The sequence below is a fragment of the Dyella sp. genome (assembly GCF_036746095.1).
GTDB lineage: Bacteria > Pseudomonadota > Gammaproteobacteria > Xanthomonadales > Rhodanobacteraceae > Dyella_B.
This window is the reverse complement of the sequence record NZ_DAIOEU010000077.1, coordinates 1-19,263: the sequence shown is the minus strand read 5'-3', so window position 1 is coordinate 19,263 and position 19,263 is coordinate 1. Positions and strand designations below refer to the sequence as shown.

Below are 19,263 nucleotides of genomic sequence, written 5' to 3'. Positions count from 1 at the left end.
TGCTCGGCCTGGCGACGGACCGCACCGAAATGCTGGATTTCCAGCATTCCATGGACCGCATCGAATTCGGTTGCGTGGTGCTGGGTTTCCTGGTCGTCGCCATACTGACGCCATTGCTGGTGACGCGAAGCCTGCGCCCGCTGGCCGGCCTTGCCGAAGCGATGGACCAGATCGGCCCTGAAACGCCGAGCATGCGTTTGCAAGACACCAACATCCGCGAACTCGCGCCTTTGATTACACGCTTCAACGCGGTGCTGTCGCGCATGGAAGACGGGCTATTGCGCGAGCGCCAGTTCGCCAGCGGCGTGGCGCACGAACTACGCACGCCGCTGGCGGAATTGCGCACCGCCATCGAAGTGGAATTGCGCTATCCCAGCGGCCGCGACGCGCACGTGCTGTTGGCGGACATCGGCGACATCGGTGCCAAGATGGAACGCATCGTGACGGCGTTGTTGCTGCTGACGCGCATCGAGGCAGGCATCGAGCAACTGGCCCTGCAACGCATTGACGTGACGGCACTGACGGATGCACTGGTGCTGCGCAACCGGCATCGCCTGCAGGAACGTGCGCTGGCTCTGAAGCTGGAGATCGAACCCTCGGTCGCCTGGATGGCCGACCCCACCTTGCTCGACGTGCTACTCGGCAACCTGCTCGGCAATGCGCTTGCCTACGCGCCGTCCGGCAGCACCATTACGTTGCGTTGCACGCCGGCCTGCTGGTCCGTCACCAATGCCGCGCCCGAGCTTACCGGCGACGACATCGCGCGCATGAAGCTGCGCTTCTGGCGCAAGGGCAAAGACGCCGGCGTGCATACCGGACTCGGCCTTGCCTTGGCGGCTTCGGCCGCGCGTGCGCAATCGTTGCGCTTGGAGCTGACGCCGCACGAAGGGAATTTGCAGGCGAGTGTGATGCCTTGACGTGTCGACAAAAACCCCTCTCCCACAGGGAGAGGGGCCTGAGGCGTTACAACACAGGGTGGGTTATGGCACACGTATTGGTGTCATTCGACCACAAGCTTTGCATGGCAAAGTTGCCTGTCGCCATCGACACATCTGCCGAGCCACCGGCCGTGCCTGGAGCAATCCATGCGCATTCGTCACCGATTTCCTCGCCGTTGTAGCGGCTACGGTTCTGGTGGTTGGTCCAACCGCCGGCGGGGTTCTGGTCGGTGACCGTTTCGGCGTACTCATGCCCTTCCACGATCGAAAAGCCATCCAGCACACCGGCCGAGCCGCTGTTGACGAAGTTCTCGCCGCAGCTGGTCGTCATGTCGAGCACGTAGGGCATGTTGGTAAAGGCGATATCGCCATACGGCGACGACACCGCGCCACCGGACAGCGTGGTGTCGCCGTTGTAGTCATGCCACGCGCAGAACTGGCCGCTGCTGGTATTGAATCCATCCGGATGCGTGCCCGACGGCGACAGGATCACGTACTCGACATAACGATTGGATGCCGCGGTGGTATTGCCGAAATGCGCGGCCGCGTTGATCGCCTCCTGTGCCAGTTGCGCACCGGTTGCCTGTGCCGGCGACGCCACGGAGTCGTCGTACCAGATGCCGGCGAAAGCCGTGCCGCCCGTCGGATAGCCAACCTTCGGCGCGCCCGTTGGGCAGGCGGTGGCGCCCGTGCCTACCAGCGATCCGTCGCAATACTGCGTGACCATGCCGGACCAGCCTTCGCTGTTGGTGCCCAGCCCCTTGAACAGTTGCTGCAGATAGGGCACGGCGCCATGCGCATCGCCCGACAAAGTCACGTTGCCGTTCGCGTCGGTACTGGCCGTTCCCCACTGATTGCCATACACCACCAGATACACCTTGGGCTGGCCGCTGGTCACACCGACACCGTCCACGCCGCCGCCATAGGAAAGCGTTTTGGAGCTGGTCCTCAGCAATGTGGTGCTGCCGTGCTGCGCATCGAATGCATTCATGTTGCGCAAGGATTCCCGCGTCGGCACCACGCCATGGCGATAGCCATGCGCGTAAGCCGGGGAATAAGGGTTGCTGACCGACGAAACGTCGCTTGCCGATGCGCCGACCGTGCAGGCCGCGAACAATGCGGATACCGCGATCGTTTTCAACAGACTGCGCTTTGCATGATCCAACATGTGTTTCCCCTCTGCGAAAGAAAGAAAAGGACGGCACCCGCCACGATGCACACGTATGACCCGCACCGTTCAGACGGGCGTTACAACGCACTTCATGCAACTCAAGTTTTGCCTTCGCCGAATACATGCCACCCCGATCCGTTTGAGCACAAGCTCGGACGGATGCATGCATGGAATGAATTGCCCCGGCGAATTCGTTCGCCACTCCCCGTAGCGAACGCGCGCACCCTAATCGAAGACAAAACAGGAACACAAGGGTGCGTGCAACAGGTTCACATCACGCACACGATGCTGAATGCGTTTGTCTGTCAGCGCATCATCATCATGTCGTTGGATCAGGTCGTTCCAAATGGCATTGAACCGCTTTGACAGGTGCGGTGCGCAAACCACTTGGCATGCATCGCTGACAGACGCTGCAACCAAATTTGTTTTCTCATCATTCAGTCAGCAGGCTCATCGCGGTGTTCCGCAAACCGCAAAGTCTCGCTCACTTGAAGTAGTGGATGAAGCCGATTTTGAATCCACCCGGAAGCCAGCTGATGATCAGCGGCGAATTCCGCCGCGAAGCATAGATCCCGAATCCCACGCCCACCGCCGCACCCACCAGCACGTCACTTTGCCAATGCCCGCGCGTCTTTACCCGCGCTACCGCGTCGTACGCCGGCAGCAAGGCCAAGGCGTACACCGCCGGATGATCTTCGCTATAAGTGGCCATGAACGGCGTTACGGCCGCGGAAATCGCCGACACTTCGCCGCTGGGAAAACTCTGTGCATGCGTGCCGCGGAAGAACAGGTTGGGGTTGGACGTCTGCGAAGGCCGTTCGCATTTATGTAATAGGGGAGATCACTTCCTAGCTACGTATCGACCATTGCTTTGAATGGAACTTTTTTATTGGCTCACTTATTACATGATTGGGCCGATCGATGCGGCGAGCTGAAGTTTGGCTCCATCCCTACCAAGTAGTCATTCGTTGCAGCGAAGTTTCACAGCTGACGGGAGCAATCCTGATGTAGTGGAACGCTGACAAAAAATCGGCGTCCACTGACTTTTCTATTTTTCCGCGCTTGGCTAAATCTGACAGCGCCGAAACCACGAACGTCATGCATTCCAAGAAAGAGTTGAAGGAATCGCGTGGGCCGGTATCGGCATAAAACCACGATCATGGAGAACAGTGCGTGGAGTTTCGACGACTGTCTATTGCAATTGTCTGTGCTTTATCCAGTTACGGAGGATCATTAGCCGCAAGACCCGCAGATGTTCAAACCTATTCGCCTAACGACAGGGTACCTGATGACACATCTTCCTCCACCAAAGGTCTCGGCAAAGAAGTTTGTGCTACCGATGCAAATGGTTTGAATGCATGCGGGACAAGCTCTCCCATGCGCGCACTTACCCCTGATGAAGTCCACCTCATTATGGGGGCAAATATGGAAACGGTTGTTGTATCAGCACCAGTTGTCGATCCACCTCCTATCGGAGGCGTACCGGGAGGTGGGGGAAATCCTGGGGGAGGTGGAGGTGGGGGAAACCCAGGTCATGGAGGCTATGACCATGCGCATTGCATGCCGGTCTTGGAAGAGGTTAATAGGACGGATGCCGACTACATCTATGGCAATGAAGGTGGCGTCCAAACACTCGGCTATACGTTGCCAGTTGACCAATTTCCAAACTCCGGAGTCACCATTGGAGCGGGGGTAGATTTAGGGCAACAGTCTGCTGCGGGACTACAGGCGCTTGGCGTCGCCCAGAGCATTATAGACGTGCCCAACCCGTACTTCGGGCTTAAGGGGCAAGACGCTCTCAATGCCATGAATGAGCATGGAAAGCCATCGCTATCCAGCGACGACGCTGCTGCGCTTTCCGCGGCATTGATGAACCACACCTGGGCAGTTGTGCAAGCAGCCTACGATGCAACCCCGTTAGATGTCTCTTTCGACCAACTTCCCGCGGAGGCTCAGACCGTCATCGTTGATGTTGCTTATCCCAACGGGCCATATTTCGCCAATTCGGCGCCAAAATTCTGGGGTGAAATAATGAACGGAAAATGGAGTGATGCGGCAAACGAGTTACAGCATTGGTATGCAGATGGACACACCGATCCCCGATATGAACGTGATGCAGCCAAATTAAACGATGCCATCTCTCAGGGCAGGCTTCCAAGTGAAGATACATTCGGCGCATGTTTAGATTGATTTACCTTCCATACCTATCTCGGAGTGAGTGTTATGCGTAAACCTATCTTTTTAGCGCTGGCGGCTTGTGTATGCATGTTGTGCTTGGGAAGAGCTTTTGACGTTGCAGCCCAGACTGTCATGCCATCGGTTCGCCCTGCCAGTGTATTGCCAGCAAGTCCTGCTTCTAATGAAGCCTCCGCATCAGCATGGAGCGATGCTCAGCCTCGCGATTATTTAATGAAGAAGGCGGCTGCCTTTCTTCAAGGTGGGGCGGGCCACTACATCAGTACGGATGATAGACGCCTCTCACAGGGACTAATCACCCAACAAGATGTCGGCAAAACTCAGCCCACACTCCCTGAGCAATTCAATGAAGTGTTTGGAGGTGTCCCCGATCCGGAAGCGATCCTGGTCGGAAATTACCGCCTATTCTCTGCATGCCAGGTGCACAATTGCGGGGTGAGAGCCATTCTGATCACCGATGCTAGTGGTGTCACTGTCCAGGCGGCAGGATTGATTCACTATCGTTGCGCCTACCGTCCAGGTGCCTCAAATGCACCAATCGTTCAGTTGGAAGGCAGGACTTCCGATTGCGAAAATTTCCCCACTTTCACCATTTTCTATCAAAGTCCCCAGACGAAGAACGCTACGGTGACTGAGCAAATGATCGCGTGGGCAAGATCAAAGGTAGCCAAGTTTGCCAATGCGACACGATTGGGGGACAAAGCGAACAACAATCTAAGGGTCGAAGTTCAATTCGTCCACGGCTCATCTAAGGGATAGCGTCTACCCAGCATGACGACAGGTTTAGTCTGTCGTCATGTGACTGCGAATCGAAAAAATGCACATGATCGCTTCGACCCCTCACAAAGCAATTCAGGATGTTCATGTTACCAATCGTCTTTACAGTGCCGAGATGGACTTTAACTGTTTCGGTCAAGACCCGATTGGCAGCTACATGCTAGCGACAATACCACGCTCTGGAAGCACTTATTGTGCAATCAGATTGTGGCAAACCGGATTGCTTGGCGCTCCGATGGAATATCTGAACTTCCGAGTTATTGGTAGCCTCTTACGTCGGCTTGGCTATCAGGTTAGTGATATGGGGTATGTGCCAATACAAATGATGAGTGCATATTGGAGCGACATTCAGCGTTTGCGATCATCTGCAAACGGCATGTTCGGCTATAAGATGTTCACCTCCAATTATGTTGCAATAGCTCGACATTCACCGAACTTTCTTAAGGAGATCACCCCTCAGTATGTTGTTTACCTGACTCGACAGGATGTTATCGGTCAAGCCATTTCTTATTCGCGTGCGCTTCGATCAAAGGTGTGGTTTGCGGGTGTCGCCGATACGCCAGCTGTTGACTACGACTATGCACATATTAAGGACGCCCTATGTTCCATCGGCGAACAGAAAGCAGCGTGGGAGCGCGTATTCGAAATGACGGGGGCCGAGCCTATTCGTATCACCTACGAAGATTTGATGACCACTTCGTCCACTGTGATCGACCATATACTCAACGCAATGGGCGTCAAGCCCGATGAAAGCCGCGCAATTTCTGTTCCGATGATTGATCGGCAAACAGATGGTGTTAGCAAAGAATGGCGTGAGCGCTTTACGGAAGATAGCCTTGATGACGCCGAAGTAGAAGCAATTCAGGTGTGAGCCTAGCATGGCAGCTACAACAATTGCACCGATTGCTCTGCTCAAACTCCCCGCCTGGGGCGACGGGGTCACGAGTTTCCAGCCGTTAGCAAACCGCTTGTGGGAAACGTTTGCAAGGGCACCGGCCTCTTCAATGGATTCCGTTATCACTTGGCTGCAAGGTCAACCTATTCGCCACTGCAATGTTGGCCAGTTCCAGTGCTATGAGTTGCAGCATGAACTTTCGCAGTACGTGGCTCCGAACAGCACTGAAATCTTTATTGATGGACGCACCCTATTGGAGTACCAAGTGCTGCAGCAGCCGGGCTGGCCTTCAATACACACGATTGCAGATGGTACCTTTCAAGCATTTTGTGAAATATTAAAGTGCTTTCACGATGCTTTGGGTTTTTCTGAGAGCAGGTTTCGCACTCAAGCCGCTTACACGCAGCGGGATCGTACTGGTGCTTGCACGGCTTATCCTGGGCCGGAAGCCATTTATCCGCAGTTAGGACGTATATATGCTCACTGGAAGCAGCATATCTATACTGCGCCAGGCTTCGCTGCGGTTGTTGCGATGACTGCTCTCTTGAATGTACATCCCTTTAATGATGGTAACGGGCGAGTGGCTCGTTTGCTCTTTCATTGGACGATTAACGAAGGAAGAGACTCCCCTTTATATTTGCCGATCCATGAGCTATCTGCTTTGTCACAGTATGGCTATCTCATTAGGCTTCGGCAGGCAACATACCATTTGAATTGGCATCCTTTGTTTAGCTATCTCTTGATGTGCAGCGAGAGATTGTTTGTGGGCGATGGTTCCCACGATTTATAGAATTCTTATCGACGCCAACGACCGAGTAGAGAAATTTGTAGGCGAGAGAAATGTTCTACTTGAAGTAGTGGATAAACCCCACCTTGAATCCGCCCGGAAGCCAGCTGATGATCAGCGGCGAATTCCGCCGCGAAGCATAGATCCCGAATCCCACGCCCACCGCCGCACCCACCAGCACGTCACTTTGCCAATGCCCGCGCGTCTTTACCCGCGCTACCGCGTCGTACGCCGGCAGCAAGGCCAAGGCGTACACCGCCGGATGATCTTCGCTATAAGTGGCCATGAACGGCGTTACGGCCGCGGAAATCGCCGACACTTCGCCGCTGGGAAAACTCTGTGCATGCGTGCCGCGGAAGAACAGGTTGGGGTTGGACGTTTGCGAAGGCCGTTCGCGCTGAAAGGCGTATTTCATCGCTTGCGTGGTAACACCGGTGAACACCATCGCATCCACCGAGCGCCATAAGGTATCGCCAAACTTGTCCTGGTCACCGAACGCCAGGGCACCGATGCCGACGAAAGCGACGGTTCCTTCCAGCACGCCGCTTTGAATGCCGCGATTCCAGATGCCTCGATTGTCGTACGCCACCCGATGATCGATCCCGAGAAAGCCGCCGCCTGCGCAGGCCGCATTCGGCGTAAGACACGCCATGCCTAGCGCCGCCAGCAAACACAGATGGGAACGAGAACGCGGGGCAATCACAGCATGCCGCTCGTGGCCTTGGAAAAAAACCGCCAACCACAGCGAGCGTATGCCGCTTATCTTTGGGTTGGCTTAGTTCGTGGTAAAGATTGCGCTATACAACGTCCGCGACGTTATGCACTAAACCAAATGACGTGCTGGCATCACATACTCGCCATGCAAACTCTGCATGCTCCTTCAACGGGAAAGCGTGCACGTGGAAATGGCAACGCCCTTCTACACGCGCGCATCCCATTCTTTCCCTGTTCTTTCCCTCTTCGAGTCTTCAGTATGCCGCTTCGACGTGTTCTGCCTTACGCCTTGGTTCTCGTCGCGTCCCTGGGCTCTTCGCTCGCACACGCCGATCTCACCGACGAAATCCAGGTGTATGACGACAGCATCAACCGGCAAGGCCAACTCGGCCTGGAACTGCATTTGAATACGACGCTGGAAGGCCGGTCGCTGCCCGACTATCCCGGCGAAATTCCGCCCGCGCGCGGCTTTCGCACCACCATGGAATGGTCGTATGGCATTACCGATACGCTGGAGGCGGGACTTTATCTGCCTTTCCTGCACGATGCGGCGGGAACGAATTATTTCGCCGGCCCGCGCGTTCGCGTGAAATGGATTCCGTTGAAACCGGTGGAAGGCGGCTCAGGACCTTTTTTGGGTTTGAACCTCGAGATATCGGCGGTCAACCAACGATTGGAACAAGGCCGCCCCGCCGTCGAGCTGCGGCCAATCGTCGGCTATCGCAGCCCACTGTGGCTGGTTTCCTTCAACCCGGTGGTCGACGGCACGTTCCATCCTCGCTATGGCAGCAGCTATGCCGATTTTGCGCCGGCACTGAAAGTGGCACGGACGGTATGGCCGGGCACCGCGCTCGGCTTGGAGTATTACAGCGATATGGGCCGCATCGGGAATTTCGATCCGGCGCGCAAGCAATATCAGCAACTGTTCGCCGCCGTGGATGTGACGCGCGGCCCCGTCCCGTTCAATGTCGGCATCGGACGCGGCTTGAACGGCGCGACCGACAAATGGACCGTCAAGGCGATTCTGGAAATTCCGATTTGACGTGCGCGGTTCAAAGGCTGGGATGCCATCCCGACATCATGCAAACGAACAAGCAGCTGGGATTATCATCCCAACCTACGCCGCATGCTTTCTATTTCGTCATGGTCGATACGCGACAACATTGGGACCTGGTGTACGGCAGCAAGGCCGCTGATGCGGTGAGCTGGTACCAACGCCATCCGGATACCTCGCTGGCATTCATTGCCGACAGCCAGCTACCGTACGACACGCCGCTGATCGACGTGGGCGGTGGCGCGTCCACCCTCGTCGATCATCTGTTGGATGCGGGTTACACCGATATCAGCGTGCTCGATATTGCCGCGCATGCACTGTCCAGGTCACAAGCGCGGCTTGGCGCCGACAAGGCGCCGCGCGTGCATTGGCTGGTCGATGACGTCACGCGTTTTGCACCGTCGCGTCGCTATGCGCTATGGCACGATCGCGCGGTGTTTCACTTTCTGATCGACGATGCATCGAAGGCCGCCTACCTGGCCGCGCTGCGCCGCAGCCTTGTGTCGGGCGGCACGGCCATCGTCGCCACCTTCGCCGCCGACGGCCCCATGCGTTGTAGCGGGCTGGACGTGGCGCGCTATGACGCCGAAGCTCTGCACGCCTGCTTCGGCGATGAGTTCGAACGCATGGCGAGCGGACGCGACGTGCACGTCACGCCCTGGGGAGCCGAGCAGGCTTTTACGTATCTTCGGTTGCGCAAGCGCCAGTGAAGGGGAGCGAGGGCAGATGATCGATCGACGCGAATTCTTGAAACTGGGTGGTTTGGCGGCGCTGGCTGGCGGCACGCCCCGATGGCTTGGCGCCGCCGTATCTGCTTCCACTGCCAAGGCGGACTACACCCTGCATATCGCCCGCAGCCTGGTCGAGCTGGCGCCGGACCATATCGTTTCCACCACCACCTACAACGGCCAGTTTCCCGGTCCGCTGATCCGCTTGAAAGAGGGACAGCGCGTAGTGGTGGATGTCTACAACGACACCGACGTGCCGGAGCAGCTGCACTGGCATGGACAATTCGTGCCGGTCGACGTGGACGGCTCCGCCGAGGAAGGCACGCCGTATATTCCGCCGCATGGCATGCGCCGGTTGTCGTTCGTGCCGGGGCCATCGGGCTTCCGCTTTTATCACACGCATCGGGCGGCGGGCAGCGATCTTGCATCGGGGCAATACAGCGGCCAGGTTGGGCCGGTGTATATCGAGCCTCGCCACGCGCCGGGCGCTTACGATCGGGAAATATTCCTGGTGCTGAAGGAATTCGATCCATTCTTCAGCCAGGGCGGCGACATGGCGCAGGATTTCCTGCTGCCGCGCGATGCGGACCCGGCACTGAAACAGCGTGGCGAGACAGCGATGCAGGCATCGCTGGCGAAAGGACAACCGCACGGTTACGAAGTGGGCTACCAGTCCTTCGCCATCAACGGCCGCATGCTTGGCTCGGGCGAGCCGATTCGGGTCAAGCCCGGCGAACGCGTGCTGATGCACGTACTCAATGGCAGCGCCACGGAAATACGCAGCCTGGCGCTGCCCGGCCATGCCTTCAAGGTGATCGCGCTGGATGGCAATCCGGTGCCGAGCCCGGTCGAGGTACCGGTGCTGTGGCTGGGCACCGCAGAGCGCATCAGCGCCGTGGTGGAGATGAAGCATCCTGGCACGTGGATCCTCGGCGACCTCGACGATGACGATCGCGGCCACGGCATGGGCATCGTGGTGGAGTACGCCGGCCATCATGGCAAGCCGCAATGGATCAAGCCGGCGTCATCCAGCTGGGATTACCGGCGTTTTGCATCGCTCTGGGCCAAACCCGGCACACCGGACGACATCATCGAGATGACGTTCGCCAAGCACAACGCCGCCGACCACGGCTTCAACCGATGGACGATCAACGACGTCGCGTTCGACATGGCCGCGCAAAAGCCGATGTATTCGCTTCGCTACGGCAAGCGTTACCGCTTGCGCATGCATAACACCAGCGACGATATCCATCCCATCCATCTGCATCGCCACAGTTTCGAAATCGCCAGCATCGCCGGCCGGCCGACCGCCGGCATCGTCAAGGACGTGGTGATGTTGAACGGCTACCAGACGATGGAGATCGACTTCACCGCCGATCAACGCGGGCTGTCGCTGTTTCACTGCCATTCGCAGCTGCACATGGATTTCGGCTTCATGGCGCTGCTGGATTGCGCATGAGGCAGACGTCGCATCCGCAAGGCCATGCCCTGGAAGTCGGTGCCGCGTTCCTGAAGCTCGGGCTGATGTCGTTCGGCGGCCCAATTGCGCACCTGGGCTATTTCCGCCGCGAATTCGTCGAACGCCGGCGCTGGCTGGACGAAGGACATTTCGGCCAGCTGCTGGGCCTGTGCCAGTTCCTGCCCGGTCCCGCCAGTAGCCAGCTGGGGTTTTCCATTGGCTTGCTGCGCGCGGGATGGCCGGGAGCGCTGGCGGCATTTCTCGGCTTTACCCTGCCCTCGGCCGTGTTGATGTTTGCGTTCGGCATGTGGAGCCATCATCTTGCCGGCGCGTGGGGACAAGGCTTTGTACATGGACTGAAGCTGGTTGCCGTCGCGGTGGTGGCGCAAGGCGTTTTCGGCATGGCGCGCCATCTCACCCCGGACGCACCGCGCGCGCTGATGGCCGCCGTGGCGGCAGGCTTGATCGCGCTCAGCAGCCGTTCGGCGATGCAGCTTGTAGTGGTCGCGGCTGGCGCCTTGCTCGGCCCATGGTTATGCCGCAGCGTGACGGCGCGGCAAGGCGAAACGTTTGCGCTCACGTATGGGCCGCGCACCGGCATGACGTTGTTGGGTGCATATGCCGTGCTGCTTGCGCTGGCCGTGACGGTCGCCACGCATCTGTTGCCGTCATGGCAAATCGCCGGCGCGTTTTATCGCACCGGTGCATTGGTATTCGGCGGCGGTCACGTGGTGCTGCCGTTGCTCAAGCAGGCGGTCGTCGCTCCGGGCTGGATCGATAACGATACGTTCCTTACGGGTTATGGCGCGGCGCAGGCGGTACCTGGACCGATGTTCACGCTATCGGCATTTCTCGGTGAGCGCCTGCCCGATGGCCATGGCGGTGTGGTGGGTGCCGTCGCCAGCCTGCTCGCCATTTTTTTGCCGGGCCTGTTGGTGGTATCCGGATGCCTGCCGTTCTGGCGGGCGCTGGCCGCGCGTGACAACGCTGCGCGTATGCTGGCGGGCGTAAACGCTGCAGTCGTGGGGATCCTGGCCGCCGCGCTGTACGACCCGGTGTGGGTGAGCGCGGTGCGTGATGGCAAGGATTTCGCCATTGCGCTGATCGGCTTTGCGTTGCTGGTGGCGGCGCGGCAATCGGCGTTGGTGATTGTGGTGTGGTGTGTGTTGGCGTCGGTATTGCGGGTGGCGTTTTCGTAGACCGCACTAAATCAAACCATCACCGCGCGGCATGCGTCTGTCACTACGCGACCTATAAATGCGAGCTGCTGCTCGCCGCCGGCTAATGGCTGCGCGAACCAAGCGGCAATGATTGATGGTATTTCACGCACGCCATAACCACGGAAAATAAAGAGGGCGCCACATGCGCCCTCTTTTGGCTCAATCCGTTGGGAAGCCGCCTCGACTTCGTGCGTCGCTCCCTTGAAACCTGCAGCCCAGCATCACATCAATTACCGATCTTGTTGCTTGCGCGCCTGGTCGTTGGCCTTACCGAACTCTTTTTGGACTTTGCCGGCATTCTTTTCGAGATTGCCGGACAACTCACGCGCGTGATTGCCGGTGACTTTACCGGCCGCTTCTTTCACACCACCTTTGATTTCGTGCTTGGTACCTTCGATGCGATTCTTGTCCATGCTCTTCTCCACATACCGTGTCGTGGAGCCATGATGCTTAGTGCCGCAGCATGGGAGGGTGCAATTGGGGTGAAGAACATCGCGATATTGCTGAGCACGGCATGAAGTTCAGGTCGTTTGCAGGCGCGTGGCGCGCCTTCACGATGCATGCACGCATGCTGGATGAACCCTTACGCAGGCCAGCCGCGCCTTAGCGCGCCCGGCGCAGCTTGATGTCGTGGCTGCCGTTGTGGCCGTTGGCGCCATTGCTGCCATGGTTGCCACCGCCGTCGTCGCCATTGCCGAGCCCGTGCGTGAGATAGCGATAGGTATCCCTGCCTGCTTCCTTGGCCTTGTACAGCGCATCGTCGGCCAGCTTCATCAAGGCATCGTCGGACAGCTCGTTCTTGCAGATCGCCGCGCCGACACTCATGTTTACCGTGACTTTGGCGACGCCGGCGTCGATGGTGATGTGCAAGCGCTCCCACAGCGACTGCACGAACGCCTTGGCCTGCTTCAAGCTGACGATGTCGTTGCACAACACGACGAATTCATCGCCGCCCAGGCGCGCCACCATTTCACCCTCGCGCACCAGCTTCTGCAGGCATTGGCCCACTTCGGCCAATACCACGTCGCCGATCGCGTGCCCATAGGTATCGTTGATCGCTTTGAAGTTGTCGATGTCCACCAGCGCCAGCAGCACCATGGCATTGTGCTGCTGCGCCTGCATGAGGAAGATCGACACGCGCTCGCTGAAGTAGCGCCGGTTGGCGAGGCCCGTGAGCATGTCCTGGTGCGCCAGGCGCAGCAGCTCGCGCTCGGCGTTCTTGATGTGCGTGATCTCGGTGGTGAGCGCGTAGACGCCGCGCACCTTGCCGCGCGCATCGCGGTCGGGCACGTAGTGGCATTGGAAGTGCAGCGGCTTGCCGCGGTATTCGGCGGCGTACTCGAAGATCACCGATTCGCCCTCGTAGGCGCGATCGAGATAAGGTTTCAGGCGCTCGTACAATCCGCTGCCGCGCACCTCGCGCACGCTGCGGCCGATGATCTCGGCCGAGATTTCGCCCGAGACCTGTTCAACGTAGCGGTTGATGTAGGTGTAGCGCTCGTTCATGTCGATGCGCGCGATCACCGCGGGAACGTTGTCGGTGACGGTGCGCAACTGGCTCTGGCTTTCCAGCAAGGCCTGCTCGATGCGCACCCGCTCGGTGACGTCGCGGCCGGTGTAGATGATGTCCATCGTGCCGTCGCCGTCGGGGCTCGGCACCAGGCGCGCGAAGGCTTCGATCCACAGGTAATGGCCATCCTTGTGCTGCAGCCGGTAGGTGGCGTTGGTGGTGCCGCCTTCCATGCGCAGCTTGGCCACTTCGGCGGCAATGCGCTCGCGGTCGTCGGGATGGATCAGGTCGGGCCGCGGCCGGTGGAAATCTTCCACTTCCCAGCCGAGCAGATCTTTGACGGAAGGCGACACATACATGCGATCGCCATTGGGACGGATGCGCATCACCAGGTCGCCGCTATAGTCCGCCAGCATGCGATAGCGCAGTTCGCTTTCCTGCATCTGCATGCGCAAGCGATCCTGTTCGGCAAGCACCAGCGCCACCGGCAGCGCCACGAAACAGGTGATGCCGATGAATACCTGCCCCATCACGATGCGAAACGCCGGCGTGACGCCAGCGACCAGATTGAACGGCCCCACGCCCACCGTGGTGGCGAGGCTCACGCCCAGGGCGATGATCGCCATGCCGATCACCATGCCGGCGAAGCGGTGGCGGTACACCAGCCACAACAGCGGCAGGTAGACCAGGAAAACCAGCGGTACGCGCGGCTCCATGCACACGCCCGCGGTGATGGCGGCGAGCAGGCCAAGATCGCGCACCAGCGGCCCGATACGGCCCGCCGGTACCCGCCGCAGGTGCAGAGTGAGCACCAGCGAGGCGCTGCCGGCGATCACCATGCCGACGAAGTGCGCCCGGAACTGCGTATTCAGGGCCATCAGCACGCCCACCTGCGTCCACAGGTGCAGGATGCACATCAGGCCCAATGCGCACAGCACGCTGCCGGCCAGGGCGCTGACCACGCCGACGCGCGCCACATCGATGAAGCGCGTGTCCTGCGTGATCTGCGGAAAACGGCGGCGGATCGATTCGCTGACGATCACCGTTTCCAGCGCATGGAACGGAACGATCAGCATGGTCTGCACCAGCGAATCGCCCAGGCTCACCTTGGCCGCCACGAAACCCAGCAGCGCGCTGGCCAGCACCGGCCAGGCCTGCGCCAGCGGCTTCTGCAACAGCCAGCCGACCAGCGCGCCGTTGGCCAGCCACAACGCAACCGGGCTGTGGTTCGCCCTTGCCAGCGCCAACGCGTAGAACGAGAGGCCACCGGCAAGGACGAACGCAGCGAACAGCGGCCATAGGCCATGCGGATCGCGCCTGGCGAGCATGGTTTTTGGGTCCTTCGGTCGCGGGCTGCCCCCTCTTGGTGCAGGTGATGCAAGAGTTCTGCCAAACCTCCACGCCGTAGCGCTCCAACTCTCCCTGGACCTTGATTGACGTCGGACCGCGGCTGCGCGGGATATAGCTACTCCCCTGCGTCAGCAGGGGAGGGGGTGGGGTGCGAGCGCAGCGAGCGGCGAATGCCTGGGGTCGGCGCACAGCATCGGCTTCTTGCCATCAAAAGGTTATTGGCGAGATTCAGTTGCACGCTAAAGCACCAGCAACCCCACCGCAGCCCCACTGACGCAAGGGAGGGAGCAACCGCGCCCGCCAGATGATCCTCAGTCATTGACGTAAACCGGATTCCCCACCAGCAACAGGTTGCCACCCGCGTCGCGCACGTTGGCGCGGATCCAATGCCGCTTGCCATCGCCCGGCCAGTCAAACGACTGGCTCAAGGTGCCATGGACGGCCAGATCGACGCCCGCCGGCTGCCAGGTCTTGCCGTCGACGATGATTTCCGCGCGAGCACCCTCTGGCGCGGTGGCGGTGACGGTAAAGCGCACCTTCTGGCCAGCCGCCGCATGGATCGCATCGCCCATCTGCGCCGTCTGCGCACCCACGCCGGCGGTAAGGTTGAGCATGCGGTCGCGCGTACCCTGCACGTCGACAAAGACATGCCCAGCACGGATGCCGGCAAGAATGGCCGGCATGGAAAGCTCGCTGGCATGCACCACCGTGGTAGGCGTGCCGATCAGCGTACCCACCACCTGCCTGGCGTCGTGATTGTCGCTGCCGCCGACGCCGGTCAGCCGAAAACCCTGGTCGAGCAGATGCTGCCAGAACGGAATGCCTGAATCGGGCAGCAGCGCATCGACGCCGTTCACCGCCTCGATCGCCTGCACCAGATGCATGTCGACCGGTTTCGCCGGTGCCCAGCCGCAACCCATGCAGGTCTCGTCATCGGGGCGGATGGGGTGGTTGATGGAAATCAGCCCATGCAGTTGCGCCGCCGCGCGCAGCAGGCTGTTCCAATCCGGCACCGTTGCGCTACCGACGCGGAAATCCAGCGGCTGGTCGGAGCCGAACAGGTTCGCGTGGCCGGTAAACGTGGTGATCTCGCGTGCCGGCATCAGCAACAGTCGATCGTAGTAAGGCTGCAGCTCGCGAATGTCGTTCATTTGCGACACCGTGTTGTGATCGCTCAGCGCAATGAAATCGAGCCCGCGTTGAAGCGCCGCATCGATGGTGAGAAACAACGGACACGGCACGCGCTGACGACCGCTCTGGCTGGTGCAGCTGCCGTCGCTGTGCGCGCCGTGCATGTGCAGATCGCCGCGATACCAGCCGGCTTCATGGCGCAGCGGTGGATTCAATACTTCCGGCAGCCATGCCGGATCGCCGGGATGGCCGAACCAGACCTTCGCCGTGTACTCGGCCGTTACGTTGGGACGAATGTTGGGAACGCCCAGCAACAAGGTCCAGCGGCCGGCACGAATCGCACCGGGCAGGAACGATGGCGTGGCATCGGTGCTGCTGATGGTGAAAAGTTTCTTGCTGCCGCCGCTCCAGCCACGGAAGCCATCCTGTCCGCGAAAACCATCCGGGCCGAGCATGCCCAGGTCGATGGTGGTGCGCTGGTCGCGCCCGGTGTAGTCGAATTGGACGGTGATGCGGTTGACGTTGGCGGGGACGGTGAAGGGAACCGGGTGGTAGGTGTGGTTTTCGCTCGGGCGAATCTGGCCTTTGAGAACAAGGTCGGGCGCATCGCCGTCTGCAAAGGCGGTGCAGGCGAGGCACATGAGCAGGATCATCAGGGCGAGCAGGGGGAGGGAATTTGGTTTCATGTTTTTCGCTCTGCTTCCAGGCACGGGAGTGACACCGCCGCAATACCCCAACCCGTCATTCCGGCGAAGGTCGGAATGACGGGATCAAGCATCACGCGGTACGCAGGTCGATCAAAACCGATACATCACCGACGCCCTGAACGACCGCCCCAGCAATGGCCGCGCAATGAACACCGTCGCTCCCGCATCGCTGCTCTTCAACTCGCCCGAACGCGGATTGCCTTCGGTCAAACCCAGCGAATTGTTGAGATTGTCCGCATACACGAAGAACGTGAGGTTAGGCGTCATCTGGTAGCGCGCGCTGAAGCCGAGCGTGTAGTACTGCGGTAGCTCCACCGAGTTGGCCGTATCGGAATAGCGCTTGCCTTCGTACTCATAAGTGAGCTGCAAACGCAGCTTGTTGTCGAGCAGGTTCACGCCGGGCACCAGTCGCACGCTCTTGCGCGGCACGCGGATCAGCTGGTCGTCGTCGTAGTCCAGCAGCACCGGCTCGCCGGCCTGGATCGTGGTGTAGCGCAAGCCTTTGTAGCGCGGATCCTGGAAAGTGGCGCTGTACTGCATATCGAACCACTTGCAGGGATAGATGGTGCCTTCCAGCTCCAGGCCGTAGGTTTCCGTATCCGCGTAGCCCGTTTCCGCGGTGGAGGCGCCGGAGGTGGGATTGAACACGTAGTTGCTGAAGCTGACATTGTTGTAGCGGGTGTAGAAAAACGTTTCGTAGGCTTCGATATAGCGATTGGCGAACTTGTAGCCGATTTCCGGCAGCACCATCGTTTGCGTGATCGGCGTGGCGGTCGGCGTGGTGATGTAGGAACTCAGGTTCGGCAGGCGGAAGGTGGAGGTATAGCGTGCGAACACGCCCTGGTGATCGCTGAACTGATAGTTCGCGCCCAGCGTCCAGCCCAGCTTGTTGAAGCTGTGATCGTAGTTGGCGTATTGCCCGCTGCCGGTGAGGATGGCTGCGCTCCATGGCGTGCCCAGGTTCACCGTGGCCGGCAGTTCGGTCCAGCCGCGCGTGTCGACGCGTTCCCAGCGTGCACCGCCATCGATGCGCAACTTGTCGTTGACCTGCCATTCGTCCGAGGCATAGAACGCATCGGTGTCGGACGTACCGTGCGCGTGCGCCCATTCGTAGCCGTTGTTGTAGATGCCGTTGTCGGTGAGCGGGCCGATCGTCTGGCCGGCCGCATTCACCGCGACCAGGTTCAGCAGTTTGGCGTTGTCTTGCGTGTCCAGCAGCACGGTGGACGAATAACGATCGAAGCTCTGGTTGAAATGCGCGTGGTAGTAGCCCAGCGTCACATCATGCGTCTGGTCACCGAATTCGAACTTGCGCATCAGGCGCGTGTCGCTGGTCAGTTCGTCCATCGGCATCGTGATGCCGCGCAAACCGCCCAGCATCACCAGGCCGTTGCCGTTCTGGTTGGGGCCGAATGCCGCGCCCGAATCGGCATATTGCAACTGCATGCCGGCGGCGTTCGGGTAGTACTGCTTCAGATGCGATTGTGCCGACGCATAGAACGCCGAAGCCGTCTCGATCGAGTTGGGATACACGCCGTTGCGCTGCGTATTGGTGTCGCTGTAGCGCACGTTCTCGGCCAGCTTCCAGTCGTCCCACAGGTTGTAGTCGAACTTCAGCGTGAGCTGGGTGCGCTGTACGTCGGTGCCGAGCGAATTGTCGAAGTTGTAGTAGCTGCCGTTCCCCTGCTGCAACTGCATGTGCTCGGTTTCCGGGCCGGCCACGGTGCCGTAGTTGCCGTTGAAGCCGGGCACGCCGACCAGGTCGCCACTCGGATTGCGATAAAGGGGAATGCCGAGATCGAAATAGACGCGATCATCCAGTCGCTTCACATCCAGGCTGACATCGCCATTGTGGAACTGCTTGGACAGCGTGGCGCGCAATTGCCCGCCGTTGTCGCCGTTGAAGCCGGGGTCGCGAATGTTGTGATCGACGCGGAAGAAGCCACCGGTGCTGAATTTCCAGCCATCGCCAAGCGGCGTGCCGAACCAGAAATCCAAACGGCCCAGGCCGTAGTTGCCGGCGGTGTACTTGATCAACCCCTCGGCCATGTCGTCGACCTGGCGCGGTATGAAGTTGATCGCGCCGGCCGGTGCGTTCGAATAGAAAATCGAGGACGGGCCGCCACGTACCACCTCGACGCGCTCGATCGTTTCGTCCAGGCGAAACGCCTGGTCGGCATTGAGATAGCCCAGCGCTGGATCGTGCTGCACCGGAATGCCGTCTTCCAGCAGATTCACCGAGCCGAAGCCATCGACCGGGATGCCGCGCGCACGGATGTTGCCGCTTGCTTCGCCGCCGGACGCTTCCACCCAGAAACCCGGCACGGATTTCACCGCTTCGGCCACGCTGGTCGGCGCCTGCATGCGCAGGCGGTCTTCGTCGATGGTGGTGATGGAGTAACTGGTTTGCGCGCGCGTGCGCACGTCCACGCCGGAGCGCGCGGTGACGACCACGCGTTCAAGGTCTTTCGCCGTTTTGTCGCTTTGCGGAGCAACCGCGTTGCCGTTGATGGGATCGGAGCCTGCACTACCGGCCGTCGCTACCGCAGCGGAGGCCGGATTGCCCGCATTGGTTGCCACGTTTCCCTGGATGATCGTCACCGTGTTCGGCGTTACGAAGCGATAG

General features: G+C 59.8%; 17 protein-coding genes. 10 read left to right on the top strand and 7 right to left on the bottom strand.

Annotation, left to right across the window (positions count from 1 at the left end):
• Positions 1–917 (top strand): histidine kinase dimerization/phospho-acceptor domain-containing protein (locus tag V7M64_RS20300; protein WP_333681740.1); only part of this gene is annotated, 917 nt, incomplete at its 5' end.
• 46 nt (positions 918–963) lie between these two features.
• On the opposite strand, the gene V7M64_RS20295 is transcribed toward V7M64_RS20300, so the two are convergent.
• Positions 964–2,106, bottom strand: coding sequence for a hypothetical protein (locus V7M64_RS20295; protein WP_333681738.1), 1,143 nt, complete (start codon positions 2,104–2,106; stop codon positions 964–966).
• Between the two features lie 45 nt (positions 2,107–2,151).
• Here V7M64_RS20295 and V7M64_RS20290 point away from each other — a divergent pair, with 45 nt between their 5' ends.
• A complete protein-coding gene (locus V7M64_RS20290; protein ID WP_333681737.1) occupies positions 2,152–2,475 on the top strand; it encodes a hypothetical protein in 324 nt (107 codons plus the stop codon).
• A 118-nt stretch (positions 2,476–2,593) separates the two neighbouring features.
• On the opposite strand, the gene V7M64_RS20285 is transcribed toward V7M64_RS20290, so the two are convergent.
• Positions 2,594–2,899: a phosphatase PAP2 family protein gene (locus V7M64_RS20285; protein ID WP_333681742.1), complete on the bottom strand. Its 306-nt coding sequence runs from the start codon at positions 2,897–2,899 to the stop codon at positions 2,594–2,596.
• 383 nt (positions 2,900–3,282) lie between these two features.
• On the opposite strand from V7M64_RS20285, the gene V7M64_RS20280 reads away from it, so the two are divergent.
• From V7M64_RS20280 to V7M64_RS20265, 4 genes are all read left to right on the top strand, one after another.
• Entirely contained in the window at positions 3,283–4,299 is a 1,017-nt protein-coding gene (locus V7M64_RS20280) for a pesticin C-terminus-like muramidase (protein ID WP_333681735.1), read from the top strand.
• A gap of 33 nt (positions 4,300–4,332) precedes the next feature.
• A complete protein-coding gene (locus tag V7M64_RS20275) occupies positions 4,333–5,064 on the top strand; it encodes a hypothetical protein (RefSeq protein ID WP_333681733.1) in 732 nt (243 codons plus the stop codon).
• A 64-nt stretch (positions 5,065–5,128) separates the two neighbouring features.
• Positions 5,129–5,953, top strand: a complete 825-nt coding sequence (locus V7M64_RS20270; protein WP_333681731.1) for a Stf0 family sulfotransferase — start codon at positions 5,129–5,131, stop codon at positions 5,951–5,953.
• A gap of 7 nt (positions 5,954–5,960) precedes the next feature.
• A complete protein-coding gene (locus V7M64_RS20265) occupies positions 5,961–6,767 on the top strand; it encodes a Fic family protein (protein ID WP_333681729.1) in 807 nt (268 codons plus the stop codon).
• A gap of 55 nt (positions 6,768–6,822) precedes the next feature.
• Here V7M64_RS20265 and V7M64_RS20260 read toward each other — a convergent pair whose 3' ends face one another.
• The gene (locus V7M64_RS20260) at positions 6,823–7,416 is read right to left on the bottom strand and encodes a phosphatase PAP2 family protein (RefSeq protein WP_333681727.1); all 594 of its coding nucleotides are present in this window, start codon (positions 7,414–7,416) and stop codon (positions 6,823–6,825) included.
• A gap of 321 nt (positions 7,417–7,737) precedes the next feature.
• On the opposite strand from V7M64_RS20260, the gene V7M64_RS20255 reads away from it, so the two are divergent.
• Genes V7M64_RS20255 through chrA form a run of 4 tightly spaced genes read left to right on the top strand, consistent with a single transcriptional unit; the run spans position 7,738 to position 11,918 of the window.
• Positions 7,738–8,520 carry a hypothetical protein gene (locus tag V7M64_RS20255; protein ID WP_333681725.1) on the top strand — a complete coding sequence of 261 codons (783 nt, stop codon included), beginning with the start codon at positions 7,738–7,740 and terminating at the stop codon, positions 8,518–8,520.
• Positions 8,521–8,558: 38 nt separating this feature from the next.
• Positions 8,559–9,242 carry a class I SAM-dependent methyltransferase gene (locus V7M64_RS20250; RefSeq protein ID WP_333681723.1) on the top strand — a complete coding sequence of 228 codons (684 nt, stop codon included), beginning with the start codon at positions 8,559–8,561 and terminating at the stop codon, positions 9,240–9,242.
• Between the two features lie 16 nt (positions 9,243–9,258).
• Positions 9,259–10,719: a multicopper oxidase domain-containing protein gene (locus V7M64_RS20245; protein WP_333681721.1), complete on the top strand. Its 1,461-nt coding sequence runs from the start codon at positions 9,259–9,261 to the stop codon at positions 10,717–10,719.
• Positions 10,716–11,918: a chromate efflux transporter gene (gene chrA / locus V7M64_RS20240; RefSeq protein WP_333681719.1), complete on the top strand. Its 1,203-nt coding sequence runs from the start codon at positions 10,716–10,718 to the stop codon at positions 11,916–11,918. Before V7M64_RS20245 ends, chrA begins: the two co-directional genes overlap by 4 nt.
• Before the next feature lie 251 nt (positions 11,919–12,169).
• On the opposite strand, the gene V7M64_RS20235 is transcribed toward chrA, so the two are convergent.
• From V7M64_RS20235 to V7M64_RS20220, 4 genes are all read right to left on the bottom strand, one after another.
• Positions 12,170–12,352, bottom strand: coding sequence for a CsbD family protein (locus tag V7M64_RS20235; protein ID WP_333681717.1), 183 nt, complete (start codon positions 12,350–12,352; stop codon positions 12,170–12,172).
• 190 nt (positions 12,353–12,542) lie between these two features.
• Entirely contained in the window at positions 12,543–14,777 is a 2,235-nt protein-coding gene (locus tag V7M64_RS20230) for a diguanylate cyclase (RefSeq protein WP_333681715.1), read from the bottom strand.
• A gap of 333 nt (positions 14,778–15,110) precedes the next feature.
• Positions 15,111–16,616 carry a CehA/McbA family metallohydrolase gene (locus V7M64_RS20225; RefSeq protein WP_333681713.1) on the bottom strand — a complete coding sequence of 502 codons (1,506 nt, stop codon included), beginning with the start codon at positions 16,614–16,616 and terminating at the stop codon, positions 15,111–15,113.
• A 111-nt stretch (positions 16,617–16,727) separates the two neighbouring features.
• Positions 16,728–19,263 (bottom strand): TonB-dependent receptor (locus V7M64_RS20220; protein WP_333681712.1); only part of this gene is annotated, 2,536 nt, incomplete at its 5' end.

Bases quoted from the DNA above. Each gene is read 5' to 3' on its own strand.
- V7M64_RS20250 (WP_333681723.1), top strand. From the start codon at position 8,559: ATGCAAACGAACAAGCAGCTGGGATTATCATCCCAACCTACGCCGCAT.
- chrA (WP_333681719.1), top strand. From the start codon at position 10,716: ATGAGGCAGACGTCGCATCCGCAAGGCCATGCCCTGGAAGTCGGTGCC.
- V7M64_RS20235 (WP_333681717.1), bottom strand. From the start codon at position 12,352: ATGGACAAGAATCGCATCGAAGGTACCAAGCACGAAATCAAAGGTGGT.
- V7M64_RS20245 (WP_333681721.1), top strand. From the start codon at position 9,259: ATGATCGATCGACGCGAATTCTTGAAACTGGGTGGTTTGGCGGCGCTG.
- V7M64_RS20230 (WP_333681715.1), bottom strand. From the start codon at position 14,777: ATGCTCGCCAGGCGCGATCCGCATGGCCTATGGCCGCTGTTCGCTGCG.
- V7M64_RS20225 (WP_333681713.1), bottom strand. From the start codon at position 16,616: ATGAAACCAAATTCCCTCCCCCTGCTCGCCCTGATGATCCTGCTCATG.
- V7M64_RS20275 (WP_333681733.1), top strand. From the start codon at position 4,333: ATGCGTAAACCTATCTTTTTAGCGCTGGCGGCTTGTGTATGCATGTTG.
- V7M64_RS20265 (WP_333681729.1), top strand. From the start codon at position 5,961: ATGGCAGCTACAACAATTGCACCGATTGCTCTGCTCAAACTCCCCGCC.
- V7M64_RS20260 (WP_333681727.1), bottom strand. From the start codon at position 7,416: ATGGCGTGTCTTACGCCGAATGCGGCCTGCGCAGGCGGCGGCTTTCTC.
- V7M64_RS20290 (WP_333681737.1), top strand. From the start codon at position 2,152: ATGCACACGTATGACCCGCACCGTTCAGACGGGCGTTACAACGCACTT.
- V7M64_RS20255 (WP_333681725.1), top strand. From the start codon at position 7,738: ATGCCGCTTCGACGTGTTCTGCCTTACGCCTTGGTTCTCGTCGCGTCC.
- V7M64_RS20295 (WP_333681738.1), bottom strand. From the start codon at position 2,106: ATGTTGGATCATGCAAAGCGCAGTCTGTTGAAAACGATCGCGGTATCC.
- V7M64_RS20270 (WP_333681731.1), top strand. From the start codon at position 5,129: ATGATCGCTTCGACCCCTCACAAAGCAATTCAGGATGTTCATGTTACC.